This window comes from Pseudoduganella violaceinigra DSM 15887 (assembly GCF_000425385.1).
Lineage (GTDB): Bacteria > Pseudomonadota > Gammaproteobacteria > Burkholderiales > Burkholderiaceae_D > Rugamonas > Rugamonas violaceinigra.
Genome location: NZ_KE384362.1, coordinates 31748 through 56806 on the forward strand (window position 1 = coordinate 31748; position 25059 = coordinate 56806).

Genomic DNA, 25059 nt, shown 5'->3' on the forward strand with positions numbered 1-25059 from the left:
CATATCGCCGCAGCGATCAATTGGAATTTTTGACGACGCCGGATGCATCGTTGCCGGGCGCTTTGCCGACGGGTTGAGTCAACACTTGTGGTTTGCTGCGCGACACCGACGGCGGTGCGCTGGACTTAAAGCATTGGACCGAGCCATCTTTGTTCAGGCGAACGGTCATTCCCTCCCCTCCCGGTGAGGGAGGCAGTTCAAACACCGCTGCCGCCTGCAACAGTTTCGCCAGGCGCGCGTCCGTGCCCGGAACTTCTTCACCCACAGCCATCTCATGAAGATGAAGGTCGGGCATTTGCAGCACGATGCGGTTATCTTCCGCGCCAAGGGCGATCAGCTTGACTCGAGCAAGCGCGCACTCCCCTGCCTTCGCCTGAGTCGAAAACATGAGAACCATCAAACAGAGAACGCGGCGCAAAACTTAACCCCTAGAGACATGCAAAGGGGCGGATTTTATCAGATTTTTAATTTACTTACAAAAACTTATATTTCCGATGTGTATCACATAAGATTGGCTTGGCGCGCATTGCCCTGCACAGGAAACTGGCTTGGGCCACTCTGCTTTAGCGCTCTGTCATCACCGGCATCCAGTCACGATCATATGCGTTGCATTGATATTTCGACAAATTCTGGTATGGCACCTGCAGCCTGCCTGGCAAGATGGGACGGTTCCAGCGCTAACCGTCTTTAAATCGCTGCTCCAGCATGTCGAGAAAGACCCGGGTCTTGGCTGGCATCAGGCGGCGGCCTGGAAACACGGCCCAGCCCGTCACAGCCGGGAAGCACCAGTCAGGCAGCACGCGCACCAGCTCGCCGCGCGCCACCAATGGTGCAGCAAACTGCGTAGTACAAGTGGCGATGCCCATGCCAGCGGCGGCCATGCGCGTCAACAGTTCCGGCGAATTCCCCATCAGCCGCACCGGCAAATCGCGCTCCCAGCTGGTTTTGCCGCGCGTAAGCGACCAGCGCACCAGGCCATTCGTCATCCGGCGCAGGCTGAGCAGCTGGTGCTTGAACAGGTCATCCGGCTGCTCGGGCAAGCCATGCAGGGTCGTGTAGGAAGGCGACGCAAACAGGCCCCAGGTGGAAATCATCACCTTGCGCGCCGCCAGGGTGGCATCGTCAGGAAGCGCGCCCATGCGCAGCGCGATGTCAAAATTCTCCGCAATCAGGTCGACCCGCCGCGGCGAAAGGTCGAATTCAAGCGTAATGGCGGGGAATTTCGCCATGAAGTCCGGCAGCATGTCCGCCAGGTAGACATTGGCGAAGTCGGCCGGCATCGACACCCGCAGCAGCCCGCTGGGCGCTTGCTGGCGGTGCTGCGCCAAGGCGGCGGCAGCTTCGGTCTCTTCCGTGACCCGGCGCGCGTGCTCCAGCAGGCTGGCGCCGAATTCGGTCAGCACCAGCTTGCGGGTGGTGCGGGTCAGCAGCCGCTCGCCCAGGCGGGCTTCCAGCTGGGTCAGGCGCCGCGAAACCGTCGATTTAGGCAGTTGCAAGCGCTCGGAAGCCTGGCTCAGGCTGCCAAATTCGACGATTCGGGCAAACAAAAGAAGGTCGCCGGGGTCCAGTTCCGTCATGATTGTTCCATGAGTGGCACGATGTTATCCATTTTAGCGTCTTCTGGATCAAATATGGAACCGCTATAGTTACTCCATCGACGCAGCACTTAACCAAATACTGAAAGGGAACACACCATGAACATCCTGCAAATCAACTCCAGCGCAAAAAGCACCGGTTCCGAATCCACCCGCGTAGCGAGCAATATCGTCGCCAAACTGCTGGCCGCTACGCCCGGCGCGAAAGTGGAAGTGCGCGACCTGGCCGCCAATCCGCACCCGGTGCTGGACGAATCGGCCCTGCAGGCCCTGTTCACCCCTGCCGACCAGCGCACTGCCGAACAGGCCGCCCGTGTGGCCCTGGATGATGCTCTGATCGCCCAGGTGCAGGCAGCCGACGTGATCGTGCTCGGCGCGCCGATGTACAACTTTGGCATCACGGTGCAATTGAAGTCCTGGTTCGACGCGATTGCCCGCGCTGGGGTCACCTTCAAGTACACGGAAAAAGGTCCGATTGGCCTGCTGCAAGGGAAGAAAGTCTATGTCGCCACCTCGCGCGGCGGCATGCACAAGGATGCGCCGACCGATACCCAGTTCCCGCACCTGAAGATGTTCCTCGCTTTCATCGGCCTGACCGACGTGGAATACGTGTTCATCGAAGGCCAGGGCTACGGTCCTGAAGTGGCCGCCCAGCAGAAAGCCGCCGCCGATGCCCGCGTAGAAGAAATGCTTGCTTAACCAACTAAGGAAAAGAAGATGGACAACATTGCACAAACCCGCACAGTGGAACGGATTATCCGCGGCCAAGCCGTGATGGATGGCGCTGGCGTGAAAATCAACCGCGTGTTGACCCAGCCCCTGCAGCGCCGCCTGGATCCGTTCCTGATGCTAGACAATTTCGGCTCGGAAGAAGCCAACGATTACATCGCCGGCTTCCCCAGCCACCCGCACCGCGGCTTCGAAACGGTCACGTATATGCTGACCGGCCGCATGCGCCACCGCGATAGCGCCGGCAATGAAGGCCTGCTGGCCAGCGGCGGCGTGCAATGGATGACGGCCGGACGCGGCGTGATCCACTCCGAAATGCCGGAGCAGGCAGAAGGCTTGATGGAGGGTTTCCAGCTGTGGCTTAACCTGCCGGCCAAGGACAAGCTGCAGCAGCCCTGGTACAAGGATTTCGATGCCGCCGAAATCCCGGTGGTGCAGGCTGAAAACGGCGCCCTGGTACGCGTCATCGCCGGCGAAAGCCAGGGCGTGGCAGGCGCGGTGCAGCGTGAAACGACGGAACCGCTGTACATCGACGTGGAATTGCCGGCTGGCGCAAGCTTCGGCCAGGCTATCCGCGCAGGCCATAACGCCTTCATCTACGTCTATCGCGGCGAGGTGACGGTGGATGCCAAGGCGGTGCCGGCCCAGAGCATGGCGATCCTGGCGAATAACGCGGGCGCAGACGGTGTGACGCTCCAGGCTGGCCCTGACAGCCGCTTCATCCTGTTGTCGGGTAAGCCCTTGAATGAGCCGATTGTGCAGTACGGCCCATTCGTGATGAACTCGCAGGCCGAGATCTTCCAGGCCGTCGAGGACTTCCGCGCAGGCCGCCTGGGCGAGGAAGCGCACGCGGCGTAAGCAGTGGCGGCATGATTGCCGCCATCAGCCCTGCTGACGGTCAGTCCGATGCGTGCTGCCAGCAGGTGTGCGCCCGTATCCCAAAATACGCGGCGCCGCCAAAGCAGAACAGGCTGGCCAGCAGGTATACCGGGACCAGCTTGACGGATTCGACCGACCACCCGGTCCATCCGAATATCGGGGTAAGTCCGCCCCACAGCAAGGCAAGCGCCATTAGCAGCAACTTCGCGCACCGGAAAGCCTGGACTGCAAAGCCACCGCCAACGGCACGATAGGGGCGCTGCCCTGCCCGCGCCTTACCCGCATTGGCACTGCGTTGCTGCAGTCCACCCACCGTGCGGAACGCACTCGCAATCATCGCTCGCCAGGTGGATGGCTTGGCTTGTCTGCCCGGCATCGCCACGTAAACATACTTGCTGTCGGCCCAGGCGTGGCAACCAGGCGGACGCCACGTCACCTCCCGGCCGGTGATGGACGCAGGGATTGCTGCAAGAATGAAGGTGGTCTTAGCTTGGCCATGGCCATCCGCCATCAAACCGAATTGGTCGTGGGCTACTTCTACGATCATGTAGGGAGCACCATCCTGCTCGCCTTCAATCGCCCACAGCGGCTCGCAATCGTCAAGATCAAGCCTGCCCCACAATGGGTCCGGGAACGAATCCAGAAAGCCAGGCCCGATGTCGACTTCACGTGGCTTCGCCTCGCTTTCGAAGTCATCGCGCTCTCGCGCAACGGATTGCTCCTTGCGCACAGTCGACCAAGCCAGGCAGGAAAATGCGGCAACCACTGCCAGCCCAAACAATCCGGGCACGCCCGCAATCAGCGGGAACAAACCGCCCAGCACCAGGATTGCAATGTACCTGCTCGTCGTCTCGATCCGGCGCAAGATCGCGCCAAGGATCAAGCTGGCCGGCACCATCACAGCAAAAAACGTGATTGGCCCCATGAACATGAGGAGGAACAGGAGTTCGCCGCGCTGCCCCGGCCCACGGAATATCGCCATCGAGGGCCAAAGGCCATACAGCGAAGCGATGGCGGTGGCGGCGCCGGTCCATAGCGGATTAAGCGGGGAAAGTTCGCTGGTCTTCAATTTTTTCTATAGCCAAAACAATCGCATGCTGGCAGTTAGGGGCGCCCCGGCAGTATACCTGCACGGTGCCACTGGACCATTGCTGCAGGGGTGGAATGAGCACGGGGCACACGCTGCTTAAGCAGTGGCGGTACAATGTCCGCCATGAGCTCTGTGATCCTTGATTGGTTGAAGAAGCTGAGCCACGCGCTTGGCTTCGACACCGCCGACTCCTTCCCTCCCGGCCATCAGTACGCACGTACCCGCTGGGCCGGGGCATATTTCGACATCCCGTCCGACACCAGGCCGGACGATATTGAACGCCGCCTGTGCGACGCCATTGCCAATACGCCCCTGGTCTTCGCCCACATCGAAAATCCCACGCCGCGCATGCAACGCGTACTGATCGAGCTGATCGAGCGGCGCCTGAGCCAGAACCATGAACGGGAAGCGGTCCAATTGGCCGCGCTGCTAATCCGCGCATACGCCAGCCCGCATATCATCGAGGCCATGCCGGGCCTGCGCCGCACGATCGATGCGACCGAGGGCTACGAGGCCCCGGCCCGCGTCAGGACGCTATTTGCCTTCCTGACCGATACCCATAACGATAACGTTATCGAAATGCGCAGCTAGTCCTGGGGATGTCGCTCAAGTCCGGGCGAATTCTGCGCCCCAGCGCCCAATCACGAACATGCGTGCGGCCGCTTGGGCCAGGGCCTGGGCGCTAAGAGGCCGTTTCAAAATGGGCGTGGCTAGGCGCAGCGACGAAGGCAGTGCGCCTGCACGGCAAGGAGCTGCAACAACGCCATGGCCATTTTGAAACGGCCTCTAAGCGGGAACAGGGACGCTGCCGGCAGTTTCCGCATGTGTTCTCCGTTTGGTATTGGACGGGATAAAGCGATCGCGCAATTTCATGAACGGCGTTTCGACCGCAAAATATAGCAGCCAGCCTGCCAGGAGGCTGGCGCCGATCATGACGGCGATCGATTCGGGGTCGATCGGCTCCCAATGGTCGGCCAGTAGGATGCACAGCTGCTTGTGGGTCAGGTAGATCGAATACGACCAGACGGCGATGGCGCCCATGCCAGGAATGCGCGTGCGGTTCAGCAGCGATCCTTCGCTCAAGGCCGCCACCAGCAGGGTGGCGAACGCCAGGCCAAGCAAGGGATAGCCGAAAACGCTCATCTTCCAGCTGAAGTGGTTTTCCAGGAACAGCTTGAAGACCAGGGCAGTCAGCCCCACGCCAGCCGCCAGCATCCAGTTCCCGTGCCGGGTCAAGCCCTTCCACAAAGAGGGATGGAAGTTGCGCAGCATGGCCAGCGCGACGCCGGCCAGCAGTTCGTCGAAGCGCGTCAGCGTCGAGTAATAGATCAGGGTGTAAAAAGCGCGGCTTCCATGCTCATGCAAGTCCATCTGCGACACCCACAATCCGTTGCGCAGCCACATGCCCGCTCCCACCGCCGATGCCAGCGCAGCCCAGCCCAGCGCCAGGGCGATCCGGCGCCGTACCAGCGCATAGGCGCCGCCCTGCCCGGCCGCAATGGCGGCAATGGCGAACACGATCGGCGGCAGCAGCAGGTAGAACTGCTCTTCCACGCACAGCGACCAGGCGTGGGAGAACATCGTGCCCGGCTTGAGATTGATATTCAGCGTGAAGGTCAGATACTTCCACCACGGCGCGTGCGGCGAATTGCCCGCCCAATACGGCCACCAGGCATACAGCGCCAGCACCGCCAGGTAGGCCGGCAAGGTGCGCAGCAGGCGGCGCGCATAGAAGTTCGGCAGCGACAGCCCCGGTCCACGCAGGGCGGAAAACACCTGGTTGCCGATCAAATAGCCGGAAAGCGCGAAGAACAGATCCACGCCCGCCCAGCCGATTTCGCTGACCCAGCCAAAAGTGGGCTGGCGGCTGACGAAGCCCATATAGTGGTTGGCAAACACCAGCATGATGGCGAGCGCGCGTAAGGTGTCCAGTCCATGGATGCGGGAAGATCGATTCATGCGCGCATTTTACCTGCGCTAGAATATTGGCCACTTATTCGCTTCTAGGGAACAGCATGACCGACGCCAGCCAACTGCATTTCAAATCTGTCAACTACACCGGCCAGCGCAAAGGCCGCCGCCTGATCGTCACGGGCGCCGTGCACGGTAACGAAACCTGCGGTACCAAAGGGATCCTGCGCGTGATGGAACAGTTGGACAAAGGCGAGCTGCGCATCCTGAACGGCAGCGTGACCTTCGTCCCGGTCACCAATCCGCTGGCCTACCAGAAAGGCGAGCGCTCCGGCGACCGCAACCTGAACCGCAACCTGTTCCCGACCGAAAATCCGCAGGACTTCGAAGACCGCATCGCCAACTGGCTGTGCCCCCTGCTCGGCCAGCACGAAATCCTGCTGGACCTGCACTCATTCAACGCCCAGAGCCAGCCTTTTGTGATGGTCGGCCCGCGCAATAACGACGGCGCCCTGCAACCCTTCCAGCACGAAGCCGAGGAGCGCGCCATGGCCCGCATCCTGGGCGTCAAGCGCTTCGTCGACGGCTGGATGGCCACCTACGGCGCCGGCGTGCAGCGCCGCCTGCGCAACGACAGCGAAGTGCAGACCGTCCTCAAATACGGCGTCGGCACCACCGAATACATGCGCAGCACCGGCGGCATGGCCCTGACCCTGGAATGCGGCCAGCACGCCGACCCGCAAGCGCCGGACGTGGCCTACCGCGCCATCATGAACACCCTGGCCCATTTCGGCCTGATCGACGCGCCGAAGCCGCAGCCGATCGCGCTGGACGACATGGAATACCTGTCGATGGTCGAGGTGCACGACAAGCTCGCCACTGGCGACGCCTTCAGCCGCACCTGGTCCAGCTTCGACCGCCTGAAGACTGGCGACGAAATCGGCCGCCGCGCCGATGGCAGTGCCGTGCTGGCCCCCTTCGACGCCTATATGTTGTTCCCAGACGTCAATGCCAAGCCAAACGCCGAATGGTTCTATCTGGCGAAAGTAAGCGACGCTTTCGTCTGACAAGCATGCGCCATACAATTGCGGTAACGGGAGAAGAAGATGCGAACAAGCCCGATGACCGCGATGGCGATGGCGCAGCTGCTGGCTGCGGCGCTGCCGTGCGCGGCTGCGAACGAGGATGTCCTGGTCCTGCACGCCATGGGCCAGGAAAGCCTCCCTCCCAAGTGGCTGCTCAGCGACGGCCAAGCGGCTGGCCTGTGTCCGGACATCCTGGCCGCCATTGCGCGGCTTGAGCCGCGCCTGCGTTTCACCGGGCAGCAGGAATTCCGCTCCGTACTCGTGATCGAACAGGGCCTGCTCAGCGGCAGTGTGCACGTCGCCTGTGCCCTGCTGGATACCGCCACACGGCGCGAAATCGCCGATCCGGTCGAACAGCCTTTGTATATTTCCCGCCAGCGACTGGCGGCGGCGGCCGGCGATACCGCCGTGGTGAATAACCTGGACGACCTGGCCCGCCTCAAACCATTAGTCAATACCTCGCGCGGCGCAGCGTATATCGATTTTCTGCGCGACCGCGGCATCGAGGTGGACGATAGCACTGGCGCCAACCTGACCAACCTGAAAAAAATCCTGGCTGGCCACGGGCGCTTTTTCTATATGAACGAACTGACCCTGCACTGGCTGATACGCGAGAACAAGCTACAGGACAAAATCAAGCTGATGCCGGCGGTGCTGAAGGCAGATCCGCTGTATCTGTGGGTGAGCAAGAAAGCCCCGCCCCAGGCCTTCGCCATGCTCGCCAACGCGATCGGCAGGCTGCAGGACAGCGGCGAGCTGGCGCGCATTTACGCGCGCTGGGCCGGCGAGTCGGGCGTGCGCGCGACGAATTAGTGGGCCGAGAGCAGTTTCAAGCCGGCGATGCCCGCCACGATCATGGCGATGCAGGCGATGCGCGCCATGCCGGCCGGTTCGTTCATCATCATGATGCCCCAGATGACCGTGCCGATGGTGCCGATGCCGGTCCAGACGGCGTAGGCCGTGCCCAGCGGCAGCGCGCGCAGCGCCAGTCCAAGCAGGATCACGCTGCCGGCCATGGCGGACAGGGTAATGGCGCTCGGCACCAGCCTGGTGAAACCTTCGGTGTATTTGAGTCCAACGGCCCAGACGACTTCCAGCAGTCCGGCGAGTAACAGAACGATCCAATGCATGGTGCTCTCCCAAGTCACGACGGGGTCGTCCCCGCCTGGCTCCCTGGTCTTGCGGCGGGGTCGTCCCCGCAGGAGAAGGCCGACAGTATATCATTGGGGGTCCAAATTTTCAGGGAGCCATACAATGCTACTGTCCGCGCAGATCGCCGTTGCCATCGTCCTGCTGATCCACGTCTATATCGTCCTGCTGGAAACCGTCTTCTTCGATACCCGCGGCCGCCGGGTGTTCGGCCTGTCGGCGGAAAAGGCGGCCATCGTCAAGCCGGCCATGTCGAACCAGGGCTGCTATAACGGCTTCCTGGTTGCCGCCCTGGCCGTGGGACTGCTGCATGGCGAACCCGCCGTCCGCTCGGCCTTCGTCACTTACGGCTTGCTGTGCGTCGCCGTCGCCGGCATCTGGGGTGGACTGACCGTCAGCCGCCGCATCATCTTCGTCCAGACCGTACCTGCCATGCTGGCCCTGGCGCTTTATCGATTGGCATAAAATCAAGCCTTGTATTCCATCGTCATGCACCGATATACGAATCGGAATTTTCCGATATAATGATCGTGAAACACCGAAATATGACCAACTCTATTGACATTGATGCAATCCACAAGGCCCTGGCCAATCCGGTCCGGCGCCAGATCCTGTCCTGGCTGAAGGAGCCGCAAGCCCACTTCAGCGAGCAAACCGCTCCCCTGTCGCTGGGCGTCTGCGCGGGCATGATCGACAAGCAGTCCGGCCTGTCCCAATCGACGGTGTCGGGCCACCTCGCCATCCTGCAGAAATCGGGGCTGGTGACGGTGCAGCGGATCGGCCAGTGGAATTTCTTCAAACGCAATGAGGAGGTCATCCTTCAATTTATTGAGCATGAGAGGAATACCCTATGAGCACCCTGTTCGACCCCATCACCATCGGCGCGCTGACCCTGAAAAACCGCGTCATCATGGCGCCCCTCACCCGCTCGCGCGCCATCGGCGGCAAGCGCGTACCGAACGCCCTGATGGCCGAATACTATGCGCAGCGCTCCAGCGCGGGCCTGATCATCAGCGAAGCCACTTCCGTCACGCCGCAGGGCGTAGGCTATGAAAACACGCCGGGCATCTGGTCCGACGAACAGGTCGACGGCTGGAAACTGGTGACCGAGGCGGTGCATGCCAAGGGCGGCAAGATCGTCTTGCAGCTGTGGCACGTGGGCCGCATCTCCGATCCGAGCCTGCTGGACGGGGAAGCGCCGGTCGCGCCGAGCGCTATCGCCGCCAATGGCAGTGTGAGCCTGCTGCGCCCCGTGCGCGCCTATCCTGTGCCGCGCGCCCTGGATACCGCCGAAATCGCCGGCGTGGTCGAGGCTTACCGCAAAGGCGCCGAGAATGCGAAGAAAGCCGGTTTCGACGGTGTGGAAATCCACGGCGCCAACGGCTACCTGCTGGACCAGTTCCTGCAGGATTCGACCAACCAGCGCCAGGACCAGTACGGCGGCAGCATCGAAAACCGTGCACGCCTGATGCTGGAAGTAACCGACGCCGTGATCGGCGTCTGGGGCGCGGACCGCGTCGGCATGCACCTGGCCCCGCGCCGCGATACGCACGATATGGGTGATTCGACGCCGGCCGAGACCTTCGCCTATGTGGCGCGGGAACTGGGCAAGCGTGGCGTGGCCTTCATCGCCGCCCGTGAAGCCGTCGGCGAAGATTCCTTGGGCCCGCTGCTCAGGCGTGAGTTCGGCGGCGTGTACATCGCCAATGAGAAGTTCGACGTGGCGGGCGCGCAAGCGGCGCTGGCGGAAGGCCGGGCCGATGCAATCGCCTGGGGCAAAGACTTCATCGCGAATCCGGACCTGCCGCGCCGCCTGCAGACCGGCGCCGCGCTGAACGCCCAACGCCCGGAATTCTTCTACGCCCCGTCGGCGGAGGGTTATACCGACTATCCAGCGCTGGCATAAGCCCATAACAGCGGTAAGGCGGAGTCGGACCCCGCCTTGCCGGTTTAGCGCGGCACCGAATAGTTCACAGGATAGAACTCATACCCCTTGCCCTCCGCCCGCAGATGCCCGATTGCCGGAAACGGCAAATGCGCCGCCCCCATCCAATACCCCTGCTTCGCCGCCTCGGCAAACGCCGCCTTGCGCTGCGCCATGGCCGCCTTCGAATCGCTGTCAAACTGAATGGTCACGCCCGGATCAGGGAACTGCACCGCCGCGTTATGCATCAAGTCGCCGATCAGCACCAGCTTCTGCCCCTTGCTCTCCACCACATAGGTGGTATGCCCCGGCGTATGGCCAAAGCTTGAACTCGCGCGCACACCGGGCACCAGCTCGGTATTGCCGTCGAACGGCTTCACCTTGCCCGCATAACCCGACACCGAGCTGATCGGGCCCTGGAAATTACCCTTCGCATCGCCGCTGGCCTTTTCCAGGTTCTCCTTGCTCAGGAAATACTCCGCGTCGCGCTTATCCATGCGCACCACGGCATTCGGGAAGAGCGGCTTGTCCTGCGCGCCCAGGCCGCCGACGTGGTCGCCGTGCAGGTGGGTGATGTAGATCTCGTCGACCTGCTCCGGCTCATAACCGGCAGCCTTCAGGCTCTTCACCAGGTTGCCCAAGGTCGGGCCGAACAGGCCGCCGGCACCGGTGTCGATCAGCACCAGCTTGGCGCCGGTATTGACCAGGAAGGCATTGACCGAGGTTTCCACCGGCGTCTTCAGGAAGTTCTCTCCCAGCGCCTTGATTGTCTTGTCAGGCTTCTGGTGCAGCAGCTTTTCCATCGGCAGGTCAATAGTGCCGTCGTTCAGCACCGTGACTTCAAAGTCGCCTAGCGCCATGCGGTAAAAGCCGGGCGCCTGGCTCTTGGCCATCGGTGCGGCGGCGTGGGCGGCGCCGGCAACGGCGGCGAAAGCAAACGGTACGGCGAGCTTTTTCAGGAACATCGGATCTCCCTCTTGTTAGTTGCCAAAACACTAGATTAGCGTAAACAGCAACTACATGCTCGTCGGGAAACGCAGCAGGAGCGAGACATCCGGCGTATCGCGCGTCAGCCCCGCGCCCACCGAAATATTGACGGTCTTTTTGGGATCGAGCCGGTAGGAAAAACCGAGCAGCAGCGTCCCCAGTTGCGTCCGCACCGAACCGGGCGCCGGCACGCCATTTTGCCGGGTCCGGGCGATCGAACTGTGGTCATAGCCAAAGCTGATGGACGCCTTTTCGTTCAAGGCCAGGCCCACACCAAAGTTAAAGCCAAGAACAGCGCCCGGCTTGACCGTCCCCAGCGGCTCCCACTCCCCGTCCAGCACACGCCGCCTGATTCCCTTGCGCTGGAAGTTGTGCAGGTAGCTGGCGCTGCCGAACAGGACAGCCGGATCGCTGGGGTAGAGCCAGGTCAGGCTCGGTTGCAGGGCGTAGAAGCCCGAACCGGTCGGCAGTTCCTGCGGCAGCCCCGTGCCGCTGGCGTTTTCGCCGACGCAGCGGCGTACGCAATCGGTGACGACTTCAAACGGATCGCGCCCGGTGCGCGTCTTGAAGCGCAGGCCGGCCACATAGTATGGCTTGTCGGCGCCGCCGTCATTGAGCTGGTGGCGCAGCGACAGTTCGACGTCGCCGATGGCATGGCCGCTGACATCAAACACCCGTTCCACCGCCGTGCCGGTAAAAAGTTCCCGGCTCACGGTGGAATCGGAGCGGTAAATATACGGCAGGCGCATTTCGAGTTCGGTGCGGTTGCTCAGGCCATAGCGCCCGCTCAAGGTCGCGGTGCTGGTATTGCGCTTCACTTCCCGCACGTCGATCAGGCCAACCAGCAAGGCCGGGATGATGGTGTAGCCGACCAGGGCGACCCGGTTGCTGGACGAATAGCCGAACTGGAACGAGGGTTCCAGCACCAGCTTGCCATGCGCCGTCAGCACGCCGGGGCTCTCGAATATCGGTGCCACCTCGGGCGGTTTGAGATCGCGTTTGGGCGCCTGGCCCACGGCAAGCGCGGGCTCGGTCGCCGCGCCGGGCGGCATAGGAAGCTGCGGTTGCGGCTGGCTTTGCACAGCCCCCGCCCCGGCCGCGCCCGCACCGCGGGCGGATGCCAGCTTTTCCTCAGCCACCTGGCGCCGCAGGTCTTCCAGCAGCGCGCGCTGTTCCAGCAAAGCGCGCTTCAATTCAGCCAGTTCGGCCGCCAGTTCCGCATTGCTGCGTTCCTGCGGCTGCTGGGCCAAAGCCGACTGGCTTGCCAGGACCAGCATGCCGGCCGCGAATGTCTTGGAAAGCATGGTTCCCTCCTAGCGTGGCACAACGGCATTCGACAGGGCCTGGCGTACGCTGCCCTCCAGGTTCAGGCTTTTCAGCGTGGACAAGGCATTCACCGTGAGGTCGATCCGCGTCAGGCTGCGGATCAACTGGCCATTCGCATTGTTCTGGAGCAGCAGCGGCGCCAGTGCGCTGCGGACTGCCGGCGCATCCTGCAGCCGCGCCACGTCAGTCAGTTCAATATGGGTGCGGGCCACCACCACGCCGTTGACCTCCACCATGCGCTCGACGCCCAGCGCGACCAGCAGGCCATTGCCTGTCTCGAAGCCGCCGCGCGCAGCGTCCAGGCGCTGCGCCGCCACCGGCGCCCAGCCCTCAGTTGGCTCCTGCGCCTTGGCCGGCATTGCCAGCAAGAGCAACAGAGCGCAGAGCCTTGGCTGCATCGCACTCTCCTTTAAAAGTCGCCAGCGCCCAGCTTTGGCACGGTCACGTTACGCAAGCTGTCGCGCACGATGCCGTCGGCCAGCAAGGCTTGCGGGGCTACGCGCCAGTCAGCCGCCGCATTGAAGCGCGGCTGCCCGGGCCGGCCATGAATTACGAACAGCAGGCGGTTCTGCCAGATCGCTTCGAATGCACTGCGTGCCATAGCGCGTGTGCCGCCGGCCGGGTCGCCCAGCAACACGCGCTGGTCTTGCACACCCTTCACCACCACGAAATGGCGATAGCCGTTGTCGGCCACCAGCACGATGGCGGGCAAACCGGCCTGCGCCAGCTGGTCGAGCGGCTGCTCGAAGCCGTCTGCCGTGAAACCACGCGTGGCCAGGTAGCGTTTCATGTCCAGCAGCGAGAAGCCTTCGCGCCGGATGCGCGGCTGGTCGCCGCGCGCGTACATGTCGCGGAAAATTTCCTGTTCCGTGACAGGCAGCTCATAGTGATAGCTGAGCAGGGTCGCCAGCGCGGCCGAGCCGCAGCTGAAGTCGTATTGCTGGCGCACCGTGCTGCGGAAGCGCGCCTCCTTCAGGCTGGTGAGCGGCACGACAAAGCTGGCGCCGCCGGCTGAAAAGTCGGCGGCCTGCACGGCAAATGCCGGCAGCATTACCAGAACGCTGATCAGGCTTCTCATTTGATTTGCACGTTGACGATGGTGGCATTCTGGATCAGTACATTGGCGCCCGAATTCTGGATCACCATCGGCAGTCCGGAAGCATTGCTGAAGGCGCCGTCGGTGACGGTATTCGATCCCGTGACCACGTTCACGGCGCTGTTGTTGGCCACCGTTCCCGACAGCTTCATATCGCTCCACGGCGAGATGTCGGCACCGCCGCGCATCTGCTCGAGCCGCTCGTCGCACGCCGGCCGGGAAGCGGCGTCGGACCGCGCCGCATTCGCAGGCGCCGGAACGGCGGCCGCGGTCAGCGGACCCAGCGGCAGCGCCCCCACCCACGGGGCAGCCGCCGCCAGGCCCGGCGCCAGCGCGGCGCACAGGGCCAGGACTTGCACTGGCCTGCCTAAGCTTCGCATGATGCGCCGCGCCTCACTTGCCGACAGACAGGTTGGCCTGCACATTCACGCTTTGCTGCACCAGCGAGGACATGCCGCTGTTCTGGCTCACCATCATGATGCCCGCCGCCGACTGGCCGACACCGCTCATGGTATTGGACATGTCGAAGCTGCCAGCGTTCACGCTATTGGTGCCGCCCGCCCCGCCAGAGCCGCCGCTGCCATTGCCGCCGGTGGCAGCGCCTGCGGTATTGGTACCGCCATGACCGCCCGCGCCGCCGCTATTGCCGCCGCCGCCCGCGCCGCCCGCGCCGCCGTCGCCAGCGACGGCATTGCCGTTGGTGGCGGATCCTCCTGTGCCCGAGGCCCCGGAACCATTCCCTCCCGTCGCCGCGCCGCCCGTGCCGCCGCCGGCGCCGCCGCTGGAGCCCGCAGTATTGCTGGCCATGCCGCTGGCCGCGCCACTGCCGCCGTTGCCGCCCGCAGCCCCCGCGCCGCCGCTACTGGAGCCGCTGCCACCAGCCGCACCACTGCCACCCGCGCCGCCGGAACCCGAGGCGCCAGCGCCGCCATTGGCCGCCACGGCGCCGCTGCCGCCGCCGGTACCCGAGGTACTGCTGCCGCCGCTGGCTCCATTGCCCGCTGTATTGCTGGCCGCAGCGCCATTGCCGCCCGCCGCGCCGGCACCGCCGCCGCCGCCAGCGCCAGAAGCGCCTGCTCCACCGCTGGTGCCTGCTCCGGAGCTGGCGGTATTCCCCGAAACGGTCGAGCTGCCGCCGCTGGAAGTGCCCGCCGTCGCAGTACTGTTCTGGTCGCCCATGCCGGGCGTGGTTGCAGGCGGCGTACCGCCCGTGCCATTGCTGGCGGTATTGCTGGAGCTCGCGCCGCCCGCACTCGATGCCCCGCCGCCCGAACCGGGCGTCGAGCTCGAAGCGCCCGTCGCCACACTGCCGCTCATGCCGCCCGCACCGCCAGCGCCGGCAGCGCCACCGGAACCGCCCGCGCCACCCATGCCGCCGGCGGCCGCGCCGGTCGCACCGCCATCACCGCCCCGGGCGCCGGAAGCGGCCCCGGTGGCGCCGCCCGCGCCGCTGCCGGCGCTTCCAACCAATCCACCCGCACCGCCAGCCGCGCCGCCACCGGCCCCGCCAGCGCCACCGGCACCCGCCAGGATCGCACCACCGGCGCCACCAGCCCCGCCCTCGCCGCCGCGCGCACCATCACCGCCACGCCCGCTGGCCGCACCGGCCGCAAGACCGCCGGCGCCGCTGGTGCCGCCTGTGCCCGCGCCGGCATTCGCCGCACCGCCGACCCCGCTGCCGCCGTAACCATCGCCGCCGGTTGCGCTGCCGTTGATCGCCACGCCGCCCGCAGCCCCCGTCGCACCGGCGCCGCCGCTCGACATGCCGCCCGCGCCGCCGGTGCCCGCCGCACTGCCGCCCAGCGCGCTGCCGGCATTGCCGTTGCCGGCCGCACCGCCGTTGGCATTGCCGCCGTTGCTGGCCACATTGCCGATATTGTTGATCACGTTATTGGTCACCGTTCCCGTCAAGGTACTGACCGCGGTTGCCGTGGAAGTATTGAACGCGTTGCTCATCGACGCTGTCGCCGTCGCGCCGTTATTGGCGGCCGCCGCGCCGATCGCGGCGGCGTCGGCGGCGCCGCTGCTATTGTTGTTGGCATTGGCCTGCCTGCTGTCCTGCGTGGCCGTGGAGTTGTCATTGGCCTGCGCGCCGGGACCGGCCTGGCTCACATTGGGAGTTGGTGGGGGAGTCGTCTGCGCAAATGCACTGCCCATCGCCAGCGCGATGGTTGTTGCAAGCAAAGTTTTCTTCATCTCGTCCTCGCTGATGTCGTGTTCTTCAAATGCCCGCATGCATGGGGCCAGAACCGATATCGCAAGCTTGATGCCAGCTGCCTTAAGCCATTGAAATTACGTGACTTTGCAGTCTTGGCAGCGCAATCGCAAGCTGCCGCGCCAAGTGGATTGTCACGTCGTTGTGACACGCGCTAGCGTTGCGATAGCTGCGCGCAAGAGGGAAGCTAGGCATGGATCGCAGTGTCACATCGCTGTGACGCGGCTGTTCGCGCAATCAGCCTTCGCCGCGCCGGGAGGGGCGCTGGATGCCGTGCTTCGCCATCAGCCGATAGAGCGTCATGCGCGACACGCCGAGGTCGCGCGCCACCGATGTCACGCTGAGGCCAGCGTCAAGCCGCCCTTGCAAGGCCAGCCGTTCCGCGCCGGCACGGGCACTGTCAAGATCTTCGGCAGTCAAGGTAGCGCCGGCGCCATCGAGTTCCAGGTCCTGCGGCTGGATCAAGGCTCCGTCCGCCATCACGGCTGCGCGCCGCACGCGGTTCAGCAGCTCGCGCACATTGCCCGGCCAGTCGTGCGCCCGCAAGGCGCGCAAAGCACTGTTACTGAAGCCGCGCACACCGCGTGCGCGCTCGGTGGCATAACTGTGAAACACTTCCTCGGCCAGCGCCACCACGTCGTCGCGCCGCTCGCGCAAAGCCGGCACCTGCAAGGTCAGCACATTCAGGCGATAAAACAGGTCTTCCCGGAAATGGCCCCGTTCGACGGCTTCGGCCAGCTTGACGTGGGAGGCGGCGATCACGCGCACATCGACCGGCACGCTGCGGGTACCGCCGACCCGGTAGATCGTCTTCTCCTGCAGGAAGCGCAGCAGATTGGCCTGCAATTCGAGTGGCAGGTCGCCGATCTCGTCGAGGAAAATGGCGCCGCCGCTGGCCGATTCCACCAGGCCGCATTTACCGGGGCCGGCGCCGGTGAAAGCCCCCTTCTCGTAGCCGAACAGTTCCGACTGCACCAGCGAAGCCGGAATCGCCCCGCAATTGATGGGAACAAAAGGCCCGTTGGCGCGCCCCGAATGCTCGTGTATCGCGCGCGCCACCAGCTCCTTGCCGGTACCGCTTTCGCCCCAGATCAACACGGGCGCATCGGCGCCGGCCACTTTCAGAATCTGCTGGCGCAGCAGGCCGATGGCCCGGCTATGCCCCGTCAGCCGCATATCGCGGCAGGCAGCGGCCAGCGGTGTGCCGTCGCCAAGTGCCGCCAGGCCGAGCGCATGGCCCAGGGTATGGCTGAGACGCCCAGGGTCCAGCGGCCAGGTGTGGAAATCGACGCAATGCTCATGCACCAGCTGGCGGATCGGCGCGTCTTCCAGCGCCTCGGAACGGAACAGCGCCACCCAGCGCGGCCGGCTGTGGCGGCGCAAGAAATGGTCGAGCTCGCCGAACGGCTGGTGCCAGCCATCCAATAGCAAAAGTCCAACAGGAAAGTGCTGTTCACGCAGGCAGGCGGCGGCCTCATCCATCCCGGCCACCAGGCAAACATCGAAAGTCTGGACGGCAGCAAGCAACTCCGCCGGCAACGCCGCCGTTGTGGCAGCGACGCACAAGACCTGTCTTGTCATAAATTCACCCTTGCTGCCCCGGCGACTGGCGGGATAGAATACCGCCGCACAAATTTTCAGCACCAAGAGTTACAAACTCTCAACGGTGACAATAAAACAATGGGGTAGGAATGGATCAATATAAGCTAGAGGCGGACAAACTGCCAACACTAAAGCAGCGCCTCGCTTTACGTACAATGAACGCGTTCGGCTGGAATATGAAGTTCAAGCCGCTGCCGGAACCGCGTGGCATTGCCGTGGTGTATCCGCACACCTCGAACTGGGATTTCGTGATCGGCGTACTCGGCAAGTGGGCCCTGAACCTGCCCTTCCGCTGGCTGGCCAAGGACAGCCTGTTCAAGATCCCGCTGGTGGGCCGCTGGTTCTATTACATGGGCGGCGCCCCGGTCAACCGCAGCGCGCCGCAGGGCCTGATCCAGAGCCAGGCCGAGGCCATGCACAAGGAAGACTGGTACTGGGTCGGCATCACGCCGGAAGGCACGCGCGCCTACAAGCCTTACTGGAAGAGCGGCTTCTACCAGCTCGCCATGGCCGCCAAGGTGCCGCTGGTCCTGGTGTATATCGACTTCCCGAACAAGACGCTGGGCATGACCGAGCATATCTGGCTGACCGGCGACGAAGAAACCGACATGGCCGCCATCCGCGCCGGCTTTGATGGCCACCTGGGCAAGCACCCGGAGCTGATGGCCCCTATCGTCTTGCGCCAGCGCTGAAGCCGGCCACCTCCACATCCCCTTCCAGGCGCACCAGCGTGACGGTCTGCGCCTTGTTCGGCTCGAAGCGCAGCGCCGTTCCCGGCGCGATATCGAGCCGCATACCATACGCCTTCCAGCGCTCGAACTGCAGCGCCGAATCGACTTCGAAAAAGTGGAACTGGGAGCCGACCTGGATAGGACGGTTCCCTTGGTTGGTTACGGTAAGCGTAGTGCGATCTGTCATATGACCTATATCTGCAAGACCCATGCCAGTAATTTCAAGTGATTCTCTCATCTTTTTTGCACCAGCATAAAGCATTGCACCACGCCGGTGCACTTACTCTTTCGGATAAGGGCTCTTGCCGCCGCCGGCGATGAATTCGTCGACGCGCGCTTGGAGCACCGGCAATGGCACCGAGCCCAGTTCCAGAACGGTGTCATGGAAGGCGCGGATGTCGAACTTGCTGCCCAGGGCCTGCTCCGCCTTGCGGCGCGCTTCGAAGATCGCCATCTCGCCCAGGTAATAGGACAGCGCCTGGCCCGGCCAGGAGATATAGCGGTCCACTTCCGTCATGACTTCATGGGCCGACAGCGCCGTGTTCTCCATCAGGTATTGCTGCGCCTGTTCGCGGGTCCAGCCCTTGGCATGCACGCCGGTGTCGACCACCAGGCGCGACGCGCGCCAGGCCTGGTAACTGAGCATGCCGAACACTTCGTACGGCGTTTCGTAGATCCCCATCTCCGCGCCAAGACGCTCGGAATACAGCGCCCAGCCCTCGCCGTATGCGGAGATATAGGCGTTGCGGAAGGCCGGACGGCCCTTCTGCTCCATCGCGATGGGCATCTGGAAAGCGTGGCCCGGCGCGGATTCATGCAGCGTCAGCGCCGGCAGCGAGTACAGCGGGCGGGCCGGCAGGTTATAGGTATTCACCCAGTAGCCGCCAGGACCGCCGCGCCCCGAGGTATAGAAGGGCGCGATCTCCGGCGCCACCGGAATGATGGCAAAGCGGCTGCGCGGCAGGCGGCCGAAATAGTCCGCCACCTTGCCGTCGAACTTCTTGGCCACCCAGGCCGCGCGCATCAGCAGTTCTTCCGGCGTCTTGGCGTAGAACTGCGGGTCGGTGCGCAGGAATTGCAGGAAGGCCGGCAGGTCGCCCTGGAAGCCGACCTGCTTCATCACCGCCTGCATCTCGGCGCGGATCTTGGCCATTTCCTCCAGGCCGATCTGGTGAATCTGCTCGGCGCTCAGTCGGGTGGTCGTGAATTCAACAATCTTCGACTGGTAGTAGGCCTTGCCGTCCGGGTAGCTCTCGGCCGCCAAGGCCTCCTTGGCTTGCGGGACGTATTCCTCGCGCATGAACTTGAGCAGTTCGGCGTGGGCCGGAATCACCTTGTCGCGGATCGCCTGCAGCGCCGCCGCCTTCAGGGTCTCCTGCTCCGCCGCCGGGATGGCGGACGGCATCTGCTGGAACGGTTTGAAGAACACCACGTCTTCCGGCCGCGCTTCGGTGACCGAGGTGATCGATTTGTCGCGCCCTTCCAGCGTGACCTTCGGCGGCGTGAAGCCGCGCGCCAGGCCGGCCCGCATATTGGCAATCTCCTCGCCGAAGTAGCGCGGCACGTCGTTCAGCTGCGCCACGTAGCTGCGGTAGTCTTCCACCGTATGGAAGGATTTGCGCGCCTCGGCGGCCAGGTTGGACCAGAACGAGGAATCGGCGTTCAGCGGTTTTTCGTACTCGCGGAAACGCTGGTTATCCAGCAGCGCGGCGATCTGGGCGCGGTACACCTGGTAGTTGATGCGTTCGCGGGACGAAAGCTGTCCGGGCTTGATGCTATCGAGTTGGCGCAGCGTGTCTTCCCATTTCTTCTGGCGCTCCATCTGCACCGCCGGACCGACGTTCGGCAAGCGGCTCTCGACGCCGTGCACATCGTCTTCCTCGTCTTCCAGCCGCTGCTGCAGGCGCCACTTCCATTCGGCCTGGTGGATGGCAGTGAAGCGGGCATCGGCGCTGCCGGGCTTGGCCGCCGCATACGTCGGTGAACTGAAAGCTGCTGCGATGGCGAGTGCTGCGACGATCTGTTTCATGGTGCTCCGGGAAGTCAGGTTGGTAACGGTTCCGCGAGTGTACCTTACGGCCAAAGAGCGGGCGCCGTCAATGGCGGCATTGTGCCGGAACGTCTGAGCGGGGGCGCGGAATCAGGCGAGCGGCGCCTCGTCCACCTCGATGGAGAAGCTGTATTCGGCGCCCTCGCCCGCCTGCCTGCGCACCAGCAGTTCGCTGCCAAGCAGGCGCACGAATTCGCGGCTGATGCCCAGGTCCAGGCCTGCGCCGGCGTAGCCATCGTCCTGGCGCGCCAGCCCCGCCCGTCCGGCGCTGGAATCGCGCACGGCGAACGCAAGGCGCCAGCGCCGCGCGCCCGCCGTCTGCGCATCGGCCGCCAGCGTCACGGTGCCCTGCCCGAGCGCGCCGGCGGCATGCGACAGCAGGTTGGCCAGCACCTGGCGCAGGCGCGGACCGTCGGCCAGTATCGGGGGCGGCAGGCCGCCGCAGGCCAGCACCAGCATCACCCGATCGTTTTCCGTGCGCAGGCGTACGATGTCCATCACCTCCTTCAATAGCGGCTGCAGCGCCAGCGGCGCCAGCACCAGCGGCACGCGACCGGTTTCGATGCGCGACAACTCGAGCAGGTCGTCGATCATGCCCAGCAATTGCTGGCCGGCGCGGTTGATGGTGCCCAACTGGCGCTGCTCCGGCTCGAACATGCTGGGCGACGCGGCCAGTGCGCCGGACAGGCTGATCACCGCATCGAGCGGCGCCCGCAGCTCCTCGCTCATCTTCGCCAGGAACACACTGCGCGCCTGATTGGCGGCGCGCGCTTCCGCCACCGCATCCGACAGCGCCTCCGTGCGCTGCCGAACCAGCTCTTCCAGGCGATCGCGGTGCGCCAGCAATTCCGCCTCGTTTTTTTTGCGGGCCGTGATGTCTTCATAGCTGCAGCGCAGCCAGCGCTTGCCATGGGCGGGCAGCCGGCGCAGCTTGACTTCAACCGTGACGGTGCTGCCGTCGGGCCGCCTGACGACGCGTTCGAAGGCCAGCGGCTCGCCGGCCCAGGCCCGCTCGGAAATGCCGCGCACCTGCTGCTGCACGTCGCCGTCGCCAAACTGGCCCGGCGCGTACAGTGTGCTCGGATGCATGCCTTGCAGTTGCGCGCGCGGATGGCCGAACAGCTTTTCCGCCTCGCCGTTGGCGTCGACGTAGCGGCAATCTTCCAGGTCCAGCACCAGGATCGCCTCCGGCGCATACTCGACCAGGGCGCGGAAGCGCTCCTCGCTTTCGCGGCTGGCCAGTTCCGTCCGCGCCAGGCGGCGCCGCTGGACCAGCAAGGCGGCAAGCAGGCCGGCCAGCAGCACGATCACCGCGCCGCCCCCCTGCACCACCGCGCGGTGAGCCCGCCACAAGGACGGCGGCCGGTTGAGGAAGGTGGCCTGCTCCAGCGGCGCGGCATCGATCTGCCAGCGTTCAAGCTGGCGCCAGTCGTACAGGCTTTGCACTGGCCCAGCCGGCACCCGCGTCACACCGGCGTTGACGGCCTGCCGTCCTTCCAGCACGGCCAGCACGCTGTCGGCCAGCTCGATGCCGGATTGCGGCAGGTTGCGCACCGCACCGCCGACCGCGCCCTCGCCGACGATGGTATCGAACAAGGCGAAGACCGGCACATTCGCGGCGCGCATGGTCTCGCGCGCCGCATCGATGGTGGGCAGCGTGTAGCCGTCGCGGTCGCGGTTGAACATGCCGGTGATCACCACGGTATCGCTGGTCAGGTTGGCGACGTAGCGCATCTGCTCGGCCCAGCTCATGTTCTGCAGGAATTCGACCTGGATGCGCCGCATCCACGGCGCCAGCTCGACTTCGGCCTGGCGCAGGAAAGCACGGTCGGCTTCCGCCACACCGGCCGGAACGACCACGCGCCGCGTGCGCGGCAGCAGCAGCATGACCTCTTTCATGGTGGCCCCGATGTCGGGCATGATGGTGTACTTGAACAGCGGGCGGCGGTTGGCGTCCAGCTGCAGCGTCGACGGCTCGCTGTCGGTGAGCAGCGGCGCCTGCGGCGAGATCTCGGCCAACTCCTTCAAGGTGAAATTCAGCGCCGGCTGCTGCAGCGCCACCAGCATGTCGATGGGCAGCCCGCCGTACTGGGCCGACAGCATGGCGCGCCGCGCCGGCGCCACCAGTTCGGCATTGGGCTGGTTCAGGTGCAGGTATTCGACGTGGATATGTTCCAGCGGCACGCCGGCCGTGCGCAGGCGCAGCACGAAGGATTCGACCACGCGGTCAAAAGCGGCGCGTCCGGGGCTGTATGAATTGAGCAACAGGACGTGGGCCGCCGCCAGCGAGCGCGGTGCGGCGGCCGGCCGGGCGCCGTCCGCGCCATGCGCCAGCAGCGCCCATACCGCCAGCATCCAGCCTGCCCAGAATCGTTTGAAGGAATGACCGCCCATGTTGGGACGATCATACCCAATCCATGGTCTACTGCAACTTTTTGTCGGCGATGTCGATGCTGAGGAACACGTCGCCGTTCAGGGCCTGCAGCAGGTCGGACTGGCGCAGCCGGTCCATCACCGGTCCTTTCACTTCGGCCAGGTGCAGACCGATGCCGCGCCGCTTCAACGTGGCATTCAGCTCACCCAGCGCGAACAGGGCCGTGGTATCGATCGAGCTGACGGCCGTCATCGCCAGCACCAGGTGGCGCGCGTCAGGATGGCTGCGCAATTCATCCTCGATCCGTTCCTGCACCGCTTCCACATTACCGAAGAACAGGTTGGCGTCGACGCGCAGCATCAGTACCTCCGGCCGGGTTTCGGCCGGATAGCGCTCGATATTGCGGAAATGCTCGCTGCCCGCAATGCGGCCCAGCACCGCGATATGCGGACGGCTGGCGCGCCAGATCAAGGTTCCCATCGACAGTGCCACGCCGATCAGCACGCCCGCTTCCACGCCCAGCGCGACAACGCCGGCGCCGGTGGCAAACCAGGCCAGCGCATCGCCGCGGTCATAGCGCCAGGCCGTGCGCAAGGTATCCAGTTCCAGCATGCCAAGCACCGCCACGATGATGGTGGCCGCCAGCACCGGCATCGGCAACAGGGCCAGCCAGCCGGTCGGCGCCACCAGGGCCAGGGCCAGCAGGCATGCCGTAATGATGCTGGCCAGCGGGGTCTGCGCACCCGCCGCAAAATTCACCGCGGAGCGCGACATGCTGCCTGTGACCGGGAAGGCACCCGACAGCATGCTGGCGACATTGGCCGCGCCCAACCCTGCCAACTCATGGTTGCTGAGCAGCTTTTCATTGCGCTTCAGCGCCAGCGACTGGGCCGCCGACATACTCATCAGGAAAATCACAAAGCCGACCAGCATGCCCGGCTGCACCAGTTGTTGCCAATGGCCGGGTGACGTGGCCAGGTTCAATCGCGGCAGCCCGCTCGGCACCGTGCCGGTGGTGTGCACGCCCTTCGCCTCCAGGCCCAGGACCTGCACCAGCAGCAGGCCAAGCAAGACCACAAACATGGGCGCCAGGCGTGCCGCCATATCGGCGCGCGCCGCGCGCACGCCGCCAGCCTTCAGCAGCGGCGACAGGTGGCTGCGCGAAAACACCAGCACCAGCACTGCGGTCAGGCCCAGCGCGGCGCTGGGGCCATGCCAGTGCGGCAGGTCCGCGCCGAGCAGGGGCTTGAGCTGGCCCCATGCGATCACCAGGGCCGAGCCGACGGTAAAGCCGCTCATCACCGGCCGCGAAAAAAAATTGGCCAGGAAGCCCAGACGCAGTACGCCGCACAGCAGCAGCACCGTCCCGGACACCAGCGCCAGTTGCGCCGCCAGCACCTGGTACAAGCCCGAGCCGGCAGGCGCCATCTGCCCCACCACGGCAGCTGTCATCAGCGACACAATGGCCATGGGCCCCACCGATTGCGTCATGCTGGTGCCGAACAGCGCATAAATAATCGGCGGAAGAATGCTGGCGTAAATACCGGTCACCGGCGGCAGCCCTGCCACCAGCGCATACGCCATGCCTTGCGGGATCATCATCATGGCCACCACGATGCCCGCGCTGATATCGCCCGGCAGCAGCGCGCGCCGGTAATTCCGCAGCCATGCCAGCATCAGCGGCTCTCTTCCAGCGAGGACAGGACGGCCGCCAGGATTTCGTCGGACTGCTTTTTATTCGCCACCGAGCGGGCCAGGACCAGGCCGCCGACCATGGCCGCATACGTGGTAATCGCATCGCGCCGCTGTTGCGCCGGATCGCCGGGCAGCGCCTCGGCCAGCGCCGCCAGCTGCTTCTGGAAGCTGTCGCCCATGGCTTGCCGCACTTCCGGGCCGACCCGCGACACATCGGGGCCGAGCGCAGCCAGTGCGCAGCCCTGGCCGGGATTGTCGCGGTGCTCGGAAGTCAGGTACATATGCGCCAGGGCGGCGCGCGGGTTGGCAGGCTCCGCTGCCAGCAATTCGCTCCAGCGTTCGGCGGAATGCGCCATCGCCTTGCCGAAGGCTTCGGCCAGCAAATCTTCCTTGGAAGCGAAGTGGCCGTAAAAGCCGCCGTGCGTCAGGCCGGCGCTTTTCATCAAGTCGGCCACGCCGATGCCGTCGTAGCCCTTCTCCCGGAACAGGCGAGATGCCGTTTCAACAATGCGCTCGCGGTTCTGGGCCGCTTGCTCTCTGCTAACACGCATGATTTCCTCCTTGATTATTTTTATTATGGATGTAATATATCACACGTGGATGACGACCATCATCTATCAA

General features: G+C 64.5%; 26 protein-coding genes. 9 read left to right on the top strand and 17 right to left on the bottom strand.

Annotated elements, in window-relative coordinates:
- Window positions 1-16: 16 nt before the first annotated feature.
- Both H597_RS0128950 and H597_RS0128955 read right to left on the bottom strand, forming a co-directional pair.
- On the bottom strand, window positions 17-388 hold the full coding sequence (locus H597_RS0128950; RefSeq protein WP_154668338.1) for a hypothetical protein: 372 nt from the start codon (window positions 386-388) through the stop codon (window positions 17-19).
- 289 nt (window positions 389-677) lie between these two features.
- On the bottom strand, window positions 678-1577 hold the full coding sequence (locus H597_RS0128955) for a LysR family transcriptional regulator (RefSeq protein ID WP_028105190.1): 900 nt from the start codon (window positions 1575-1577) through the stop codon (window positions 678-680).
- A gap of 117 nt (window positions 1578-1694) precedes the next feature.
- Between H597_RS0128955 and H597_RS0128960 the strand changes: the two genes are divergently transcribed.
- Both H597_RS0128960 and H597_RS0128965 read left to right on the top strand, forming a co-directional pair.
- Complete coding sequence (locus H597_RS0128960; RefSeq protein WP_028105191.1) at window positions 1695-2294, top strand: FMN-dependent NADH-azoreductase; 600 nt, start codon at window positions 1695-1697, stop codon at window positions 2292-2294.
- A gap of 18 nt (window positions 2295-2312) precedes the next feature.
- Window positions 2313-3182 (top strand): pirin family protein, encoded by an 870-nt coding sequence (locus H597_RS0128965; protein WP_028105192.1) that lies wholly within the window; start codon window positions 2313-2315, stop codon window positions 3180-3182.
- A gap of 40 nt (window positions 3183-3222) precedes the next feature.
- Here the strand turns inward: H597_RS0128965 and H597_RS0128970 are convergent, their stop codons facing one another.
- Window positions 3223-4272: a hypothetical protein gene (locus H597_RS0128970; protein ID WP_028105193.1), complete on the bottom strand. Its 1050-nt coding sequence runs from the start codon at window positions 4270-4272 to the stop codon at window positions 3223-3225.
- 144 nt (window positions 4273-4416) lie between these two features.
- Between H597_RS0128970 and H597_RS0128975 the strand changes: the two genes are divergently transcribed.
- A complete protein-coding gene (locus H597_RS0128975) occupies window positions 4417-4884 on the top strand; it encodes a hypothetical protein (RefSeq protein WP_028105194.1) in 468 nt (155 codons plus the stop codon).
- A gap of 195 nt (window positions 4885-5079) precedes the next feature.
- Here H597_RS0128975 and H597_RS0128980 read toward each other — a convergent pair whose 3' ends face one another.
- Window positions 5080-6252: an acyltransferase family protein gene (locus tag H597_RS0128980; protein WP_028105195.1), complete on the bottom strand. Its 1173-nt coding sequence runs from the start codon at window positions 6250-6252 to the stop codon at window positions 5080-5082.
- A 56-nt stretch (window positions 6253-6308) separates the two neighbouring features.
- Here H597_RS0128980 and H597_RS0128985 point away from each other — a divergent pair, with 56 nt between their 5' ends.
- Both H597_RS0128985 and H597_RS32930 read left to right on the top strand, forming a co-directional pair.
- Window positions 6309-7271 carry a M14 family metallopeptidase gene (locus H597_RS0128985; RefSeq protein WP_028105196.1) on the top strand — a complete coding sequence of 321 codons (963 nt, stop codon included), beginning with the start codon at window positions 6309-6311 and terminating at the stop codon, window positions 7269-7271.
- Window positions 7272-7310: 39 nt separating this feature from the next.
- A complete protein-coding gene (locus H597_RS32930) occupies window positions 7311-8102 on the top strand; it encodes a substrate-binding periplasmic protein (RefSeq protein WP_083941351.1) in 792 nt (263 codons plus the stop codon).
- Here the strand turns inward: H597_RS32930 and sugE are convergent.
- Entirely contained in the window at window positions 8099-8419 is a 321-nt protein-coding gene (gene sugE / locus H597_RS0128995) for a quaternary ammonium compound efflux SMR transporter SugE (protein WP_028105197.1), read from the bottom strand. The genes H597_RS32930 and sugE overlap by 4 nt on opposite strands.
- A gap of 124 nt (window positions 8420-8543) precedes the next feature.
- Here sugE and H597_RS0129000 point away from each other — a divergent pair, with 124 nt between their 5' ends.
- The 3 genes from H597_RS0129000 (at window position 8544) to H597_RS0129010 (ending at window position 10344) form a co-directional block, all read left to right on the top strand.
- On the top strand, window positions 8544-8903 hold the full coding sequence (locus tag H597_RS0129000; RefSeq protein WP_028105198.1) for a DUF1304 domain-containing protein: 360 nt from the start codon (window positions 8544-8546) through the stop codon (window positions 8901-8903).
- Between the two features lie 80 nt (window positions 8904-8983).
- Window positions 8984-9292, top strand: coding sequence for an ArsR/SmtB family transcription factor (locus tag H597_RS0129005; protein WP_035375482.1), 309 nt, complete (start codon window positions 8984-8986; stop codon window positions 9290-9292).
- Window positions 9289-10344 carry an alkene reductase gene (locus H597_RS0129010; protein ID WP_028105200.1) on the top strand — a complete coding sequence of 352 codons (1056 nt, stop codon included), beginning with the start codon at window positions 9289-9291 and terminating at the stop codon, window positions 10342-10344. Before H597_RS0129005 ends, H597_RS0129010 begins: the two co-directional genes overlap by 4 nt.
- 44 nt (window positions 10345-10388) lie before the next feature.
- Here H597_RS0129010 and H597_RS0129015 read toward each other — a convergent pair whose 3' ends face one another.
- From H597_RS0129015 to H597_RS0129045, 7 genes are all read right to left on the bottom strand, one after another.
- Entirely contained in the window at window positions 10389-11327 is a 939-nt protein-coding gene (locus H597_RS0129015; protein ID WP_028105201.1) for an MBL fold metallo-hydrolase, read from the bottom strand.
- 51 nt (window positions 11328-11378) lie between these two features.
- Complete coding sequence (locus H597_RS0129020) at window positions 11379-12653, bottom strand: acetate kinase (protein ID WP_028105202.1); 1275 nt, start codon at window positions 12651-12653, stop codon at window positions 11379-11381.
- A 9-nt stretch (window positions 12654-12662) separates the two neighbouring features.
- Window positions 12663-13073 carry a hypothetical protein gene (locus H597_RS0129025; protein WP_028105203.1) on the bottom strand — a complete coding sequence of 137 codons (411 nt, stop codon included), beginning with the start codon at window positions 13071-13073 and terminating at the stop codon, window positions 12663-12665.
- Between the two features lie 11 nt (window positions 13074-13084).
- Entirely contained in the window at window positions 13085-13753 is a 669-nt protein-coding gene (locus tag H597_RS0129030; RefSeq protein ID WP_028105204.1) for a C39 family peptidase, read from the bottom strand.
- Window positions 13750-14130 (bottom strand): hypothetical protein, encoded by a 381-nt coding sequence (locus tag H597_RS0129035; RefSeq protein ID WP_154668339.1) that lies wholly within the window; start codon window positions 14128-14130, stop codon window positions 13750-13752. The genes H597_RS0129030 and H597_RS0129035 overlap by 4 nt, the downstream gene beginning before the upstream one ends.
- Before the next feature lie 34 nt (window positions 14131-14164).
- Window positions 14165-16006, bottom strand: a complete 1842-nt coding sequence (locus H597_RS0129040; protein WP_154668340.1) for a hypothetical protein — start codon at window positions 16004-16006, stop codon at window positions 14165-14167.
- Between the two features lie 217 nt (window positions 16007-16223).
- A complete protein-coding gene (locus H597_RS0129045; protein ID WP_028105207.1) occupies window positions 16224-17567 on the bottom strand; it encodes a sigma-54 dependent transcriptional regulator in 1344 nt (447 codons plus the stop codon).
- A gap of 197 nt (window positions 17568-17764) precedes the next feature.
- On the opposite strand from H597_RS0129045, the gene H597_RS0129050 reads away from it, so the two are divergent.
- Window positions 17765-18280, top strand: coding sequence for a 1-acyl-sn-glycerol-3-phosphate acyltransferase (locus H597_RS0129050; protein WP_307581411.1), 516 nt, complete (start codon window positions 17765-17767; stop codon window positions 18278-18280).
- Here H597_RS0129050 and ureB read toward each other — a convergent pair.
- From ureB to H597_RS0129075, 5 genes are all read right to left on the bottom strand, one after another.
- Window positions 18258-18530, bottom strand: coding sequence for an urease subunit beta (ureB, locus tag H597_RS0129055; protein WP_035375478.1), 273 nt, complete (start codon window positions 18528-18530; stop codon window positions 18258-18260). The two genes, H597_RS0129050 and ureB, sit on opposite strands and share 23 nt — an antisense overlap.
- Window positions 18531-18599: 69 nt before the next feature.
- The gene (locus tag H597_RS0129060) at window positions 18600-20348 is read right to left on the bottom strand and encodes a DUF885 domain-containing protein (RefSeq protein ID WP_028105210.1); all 1749 of its coding nucleotides are present in this window, start codon (window positions 20346-20348) and stop codon (window positions 18600-18602) included.
- A gap of 111 nt (window positions 20349-20459) precedes the next feature.
- A complete protein-coding gene (locus H597_RS33695; protein WP_028105211.1) occupies window positions 20460-22763 on the bottom strand; it encodes a sensor histidine kinase in 2304 nt (767 codons plus the stop codon).
- A 28-nt stretch (window positions 22764-22791) separates the two neighbouring features.
- Entirely contained in the window at window positions 22792-24420 is a 1629-nt protein-coding gene (locus tag H597_RS0129070; protein ID WP_028105212.1) for a SulP family inorganic anion transporter, read from the bottom strand.
- Window positions 24420-24989: a TetR/AcrR family transcriptional regulator gene (locus H597_RS0129075; protein WP_028105213.1), complete on the bottom strand. Its 570-nt coding sequence runs from the start codon at window positions 24987-24989 to the stop codon at window positions 24420-24422. The genes H597_RS0129070 and H597_RS0129075 overlap by 1 nt, the downstream gene beginning before the upstream one ends.
- Between the last annotated feature and the right edge of the window lie 70 nt (window positions 24990-25059).

Coding starts and splice junctions, on each gene's coding strand:
- H597_RS0129020 (WP_028105202.1), bottom strand. CDS start 12,653: ATGCTTTCCAAGACATTCGCGGCCGGCATGCTGGTCCTGGCAAGCCAG.
- H597_RS0128965 (WP_028105192.1), top strand. CDS start 2,313: ATGGACAACATTGCACAAACCCGCACAGTGGAACGGATTATCCGCGGC.
- H597_RS0128960 (WP_028105191.1), top strand. CDS start 1,695: ATGAACATCCTGCAAATCAACTCCAGCGCAAAAAGCACCGGTTCCGAA.
- H597_RS0129040 (WP_154668340.1), bottom strand. CDS start 16,006: ATGCGGGCATTTGAAGAACACGACATCAGCGAGGACGAGATGAAGAAA.
- H597_RS0129075 (WP_028105213.1), bottom strand. CDS start 24,989: ATGCGTGTTAGCAGAGAGCAAGCGGCCCAGAACCGCGAGCGCATTGTT.
- H597_RS0128955 (WP_028105190.1), bottom strand. CDS start 1,577: ATGACGGAACTGGACCCCGGCGACCTTCTTTTGTTTGCCCGAATCGTC.
- ureB (WP_035375478.1), bottom strand. CDS start 18,530: ATGGGTCTTGCAGATATAGGTCATATGACAGATCGCACTACGCTTACC.
- sugE (WP_028105197.1), bottom strand. CDS start 8,419: ATGCATTGGATCGTTCTGTTACTCGCCGGACTGCTGGAAGTCGTCTGG.
- H597_RS0128950 (WP_154668338.1), bottom strand. CDS start 388: ATGTTTTCGACTCAGGCGAAGGCAGGGGAGTGCGCGCTTGCTCGAGTC.
- H597_RS0128985 (WP_028105196.1), top strand. CDS start 6,309: ATGACCGACGCCAGCCAACTGCATTTCAAATCTGTCAACTACACCGGC.
- H597_RS0129050 (WP_307581411.1), top strand. CDS start 17,765: ATGAAGTTCAAGCCGCTGCCGGAACCGCGTGGCATTGCCGTGGTGTAT.
- H597_RS0129025 (WP_028105203.1), bottom strand. CDS start 13,073: ATGCAGCCAAGGCTCTGCGCTCTGTTGCTCTTGCTGGCAATGCCGGCC.
- H597_RS33695 (WP_028105211.1), bottom strand. CDS start 22,763: ATGGGCGGTCATTCCTTCAAACGATTCTGGGCAGGCTGGATGCTGGCG.
- H597_RS0128975 (WP_028105194.1), top strand. CDS start 4,417: ATGAGCTCTGTGATCCTTGATTGGTTGAAGAAGCTGAGCCACGCGCTT.
- H597_RS0129030 (WP_028105204.1), bottom strand. CDS start 13,753: ATGAGAAGCCTGATCAGCGTTCTGGTAATGCTGCCGGCATTTGCCGTG.
- H597_RS0129005 (WP_035375482.1), top strand. CDS start 8,984: ATGACCAACTCTATTGACATTGATGCAATCCACAAGGCCCTGGCCAAT.
- H597_RS32930 (WP_083941351.1), top strand. CDS start 7,311: ATGCGAACAAGCCCGATGACCGCGATGGCGATGGCGCAGCTGCTGGCT.
- H597_RS0129070 (WP_028105212.1), bottom strand. CDS start 24,420: ATGCTGGCATGGCTGCGGAATTACCGGCGCGCGCTGCTGCCGGGCGAT.
- H597_RS0129045 (WP_028105207.1), bottom strand. CDS start 17,567: ATGACAAGACAGGTCTTGTGCGTCGCTGCCACAACGGCGGCGTTGCCG.
- H597_RS0129060 (WP_028105210.1), bottom strand. CDS start 20,348: ATGAAACAGATCGTCGCAGCACTCGCCATCGCAGCAGCTTTCAGTTCA.
- H597_RS0129010 (WP_028105200.1), top strand. CDS start 9,289: ATGAGCACCCTGTTCGACCCCATCACCATCGGCGCGCTGACCCTGAAA.
- H597_RS0129000 (WP_028105198.1), top strand. CDS start 8,544: ATGCTACTGTCCGCGCAGATCGCCGTTGCCATCGTCCTGCTGATCCAC.
- H597_RS0129015 (WP_028105201.1), bottom strand. CDS start 11,327: ATGTTCCTGAAAAAGCTCGCCGTACCGTTTGCTTTCGCCGCCGTTGCC.
- H597_RS0128980 (WP_028105195.1), bottom strand. CDS start 6,252: ATGAATCGATCTTCCCGCATCCATGGACTGGACACCTTACGCGCGCTC.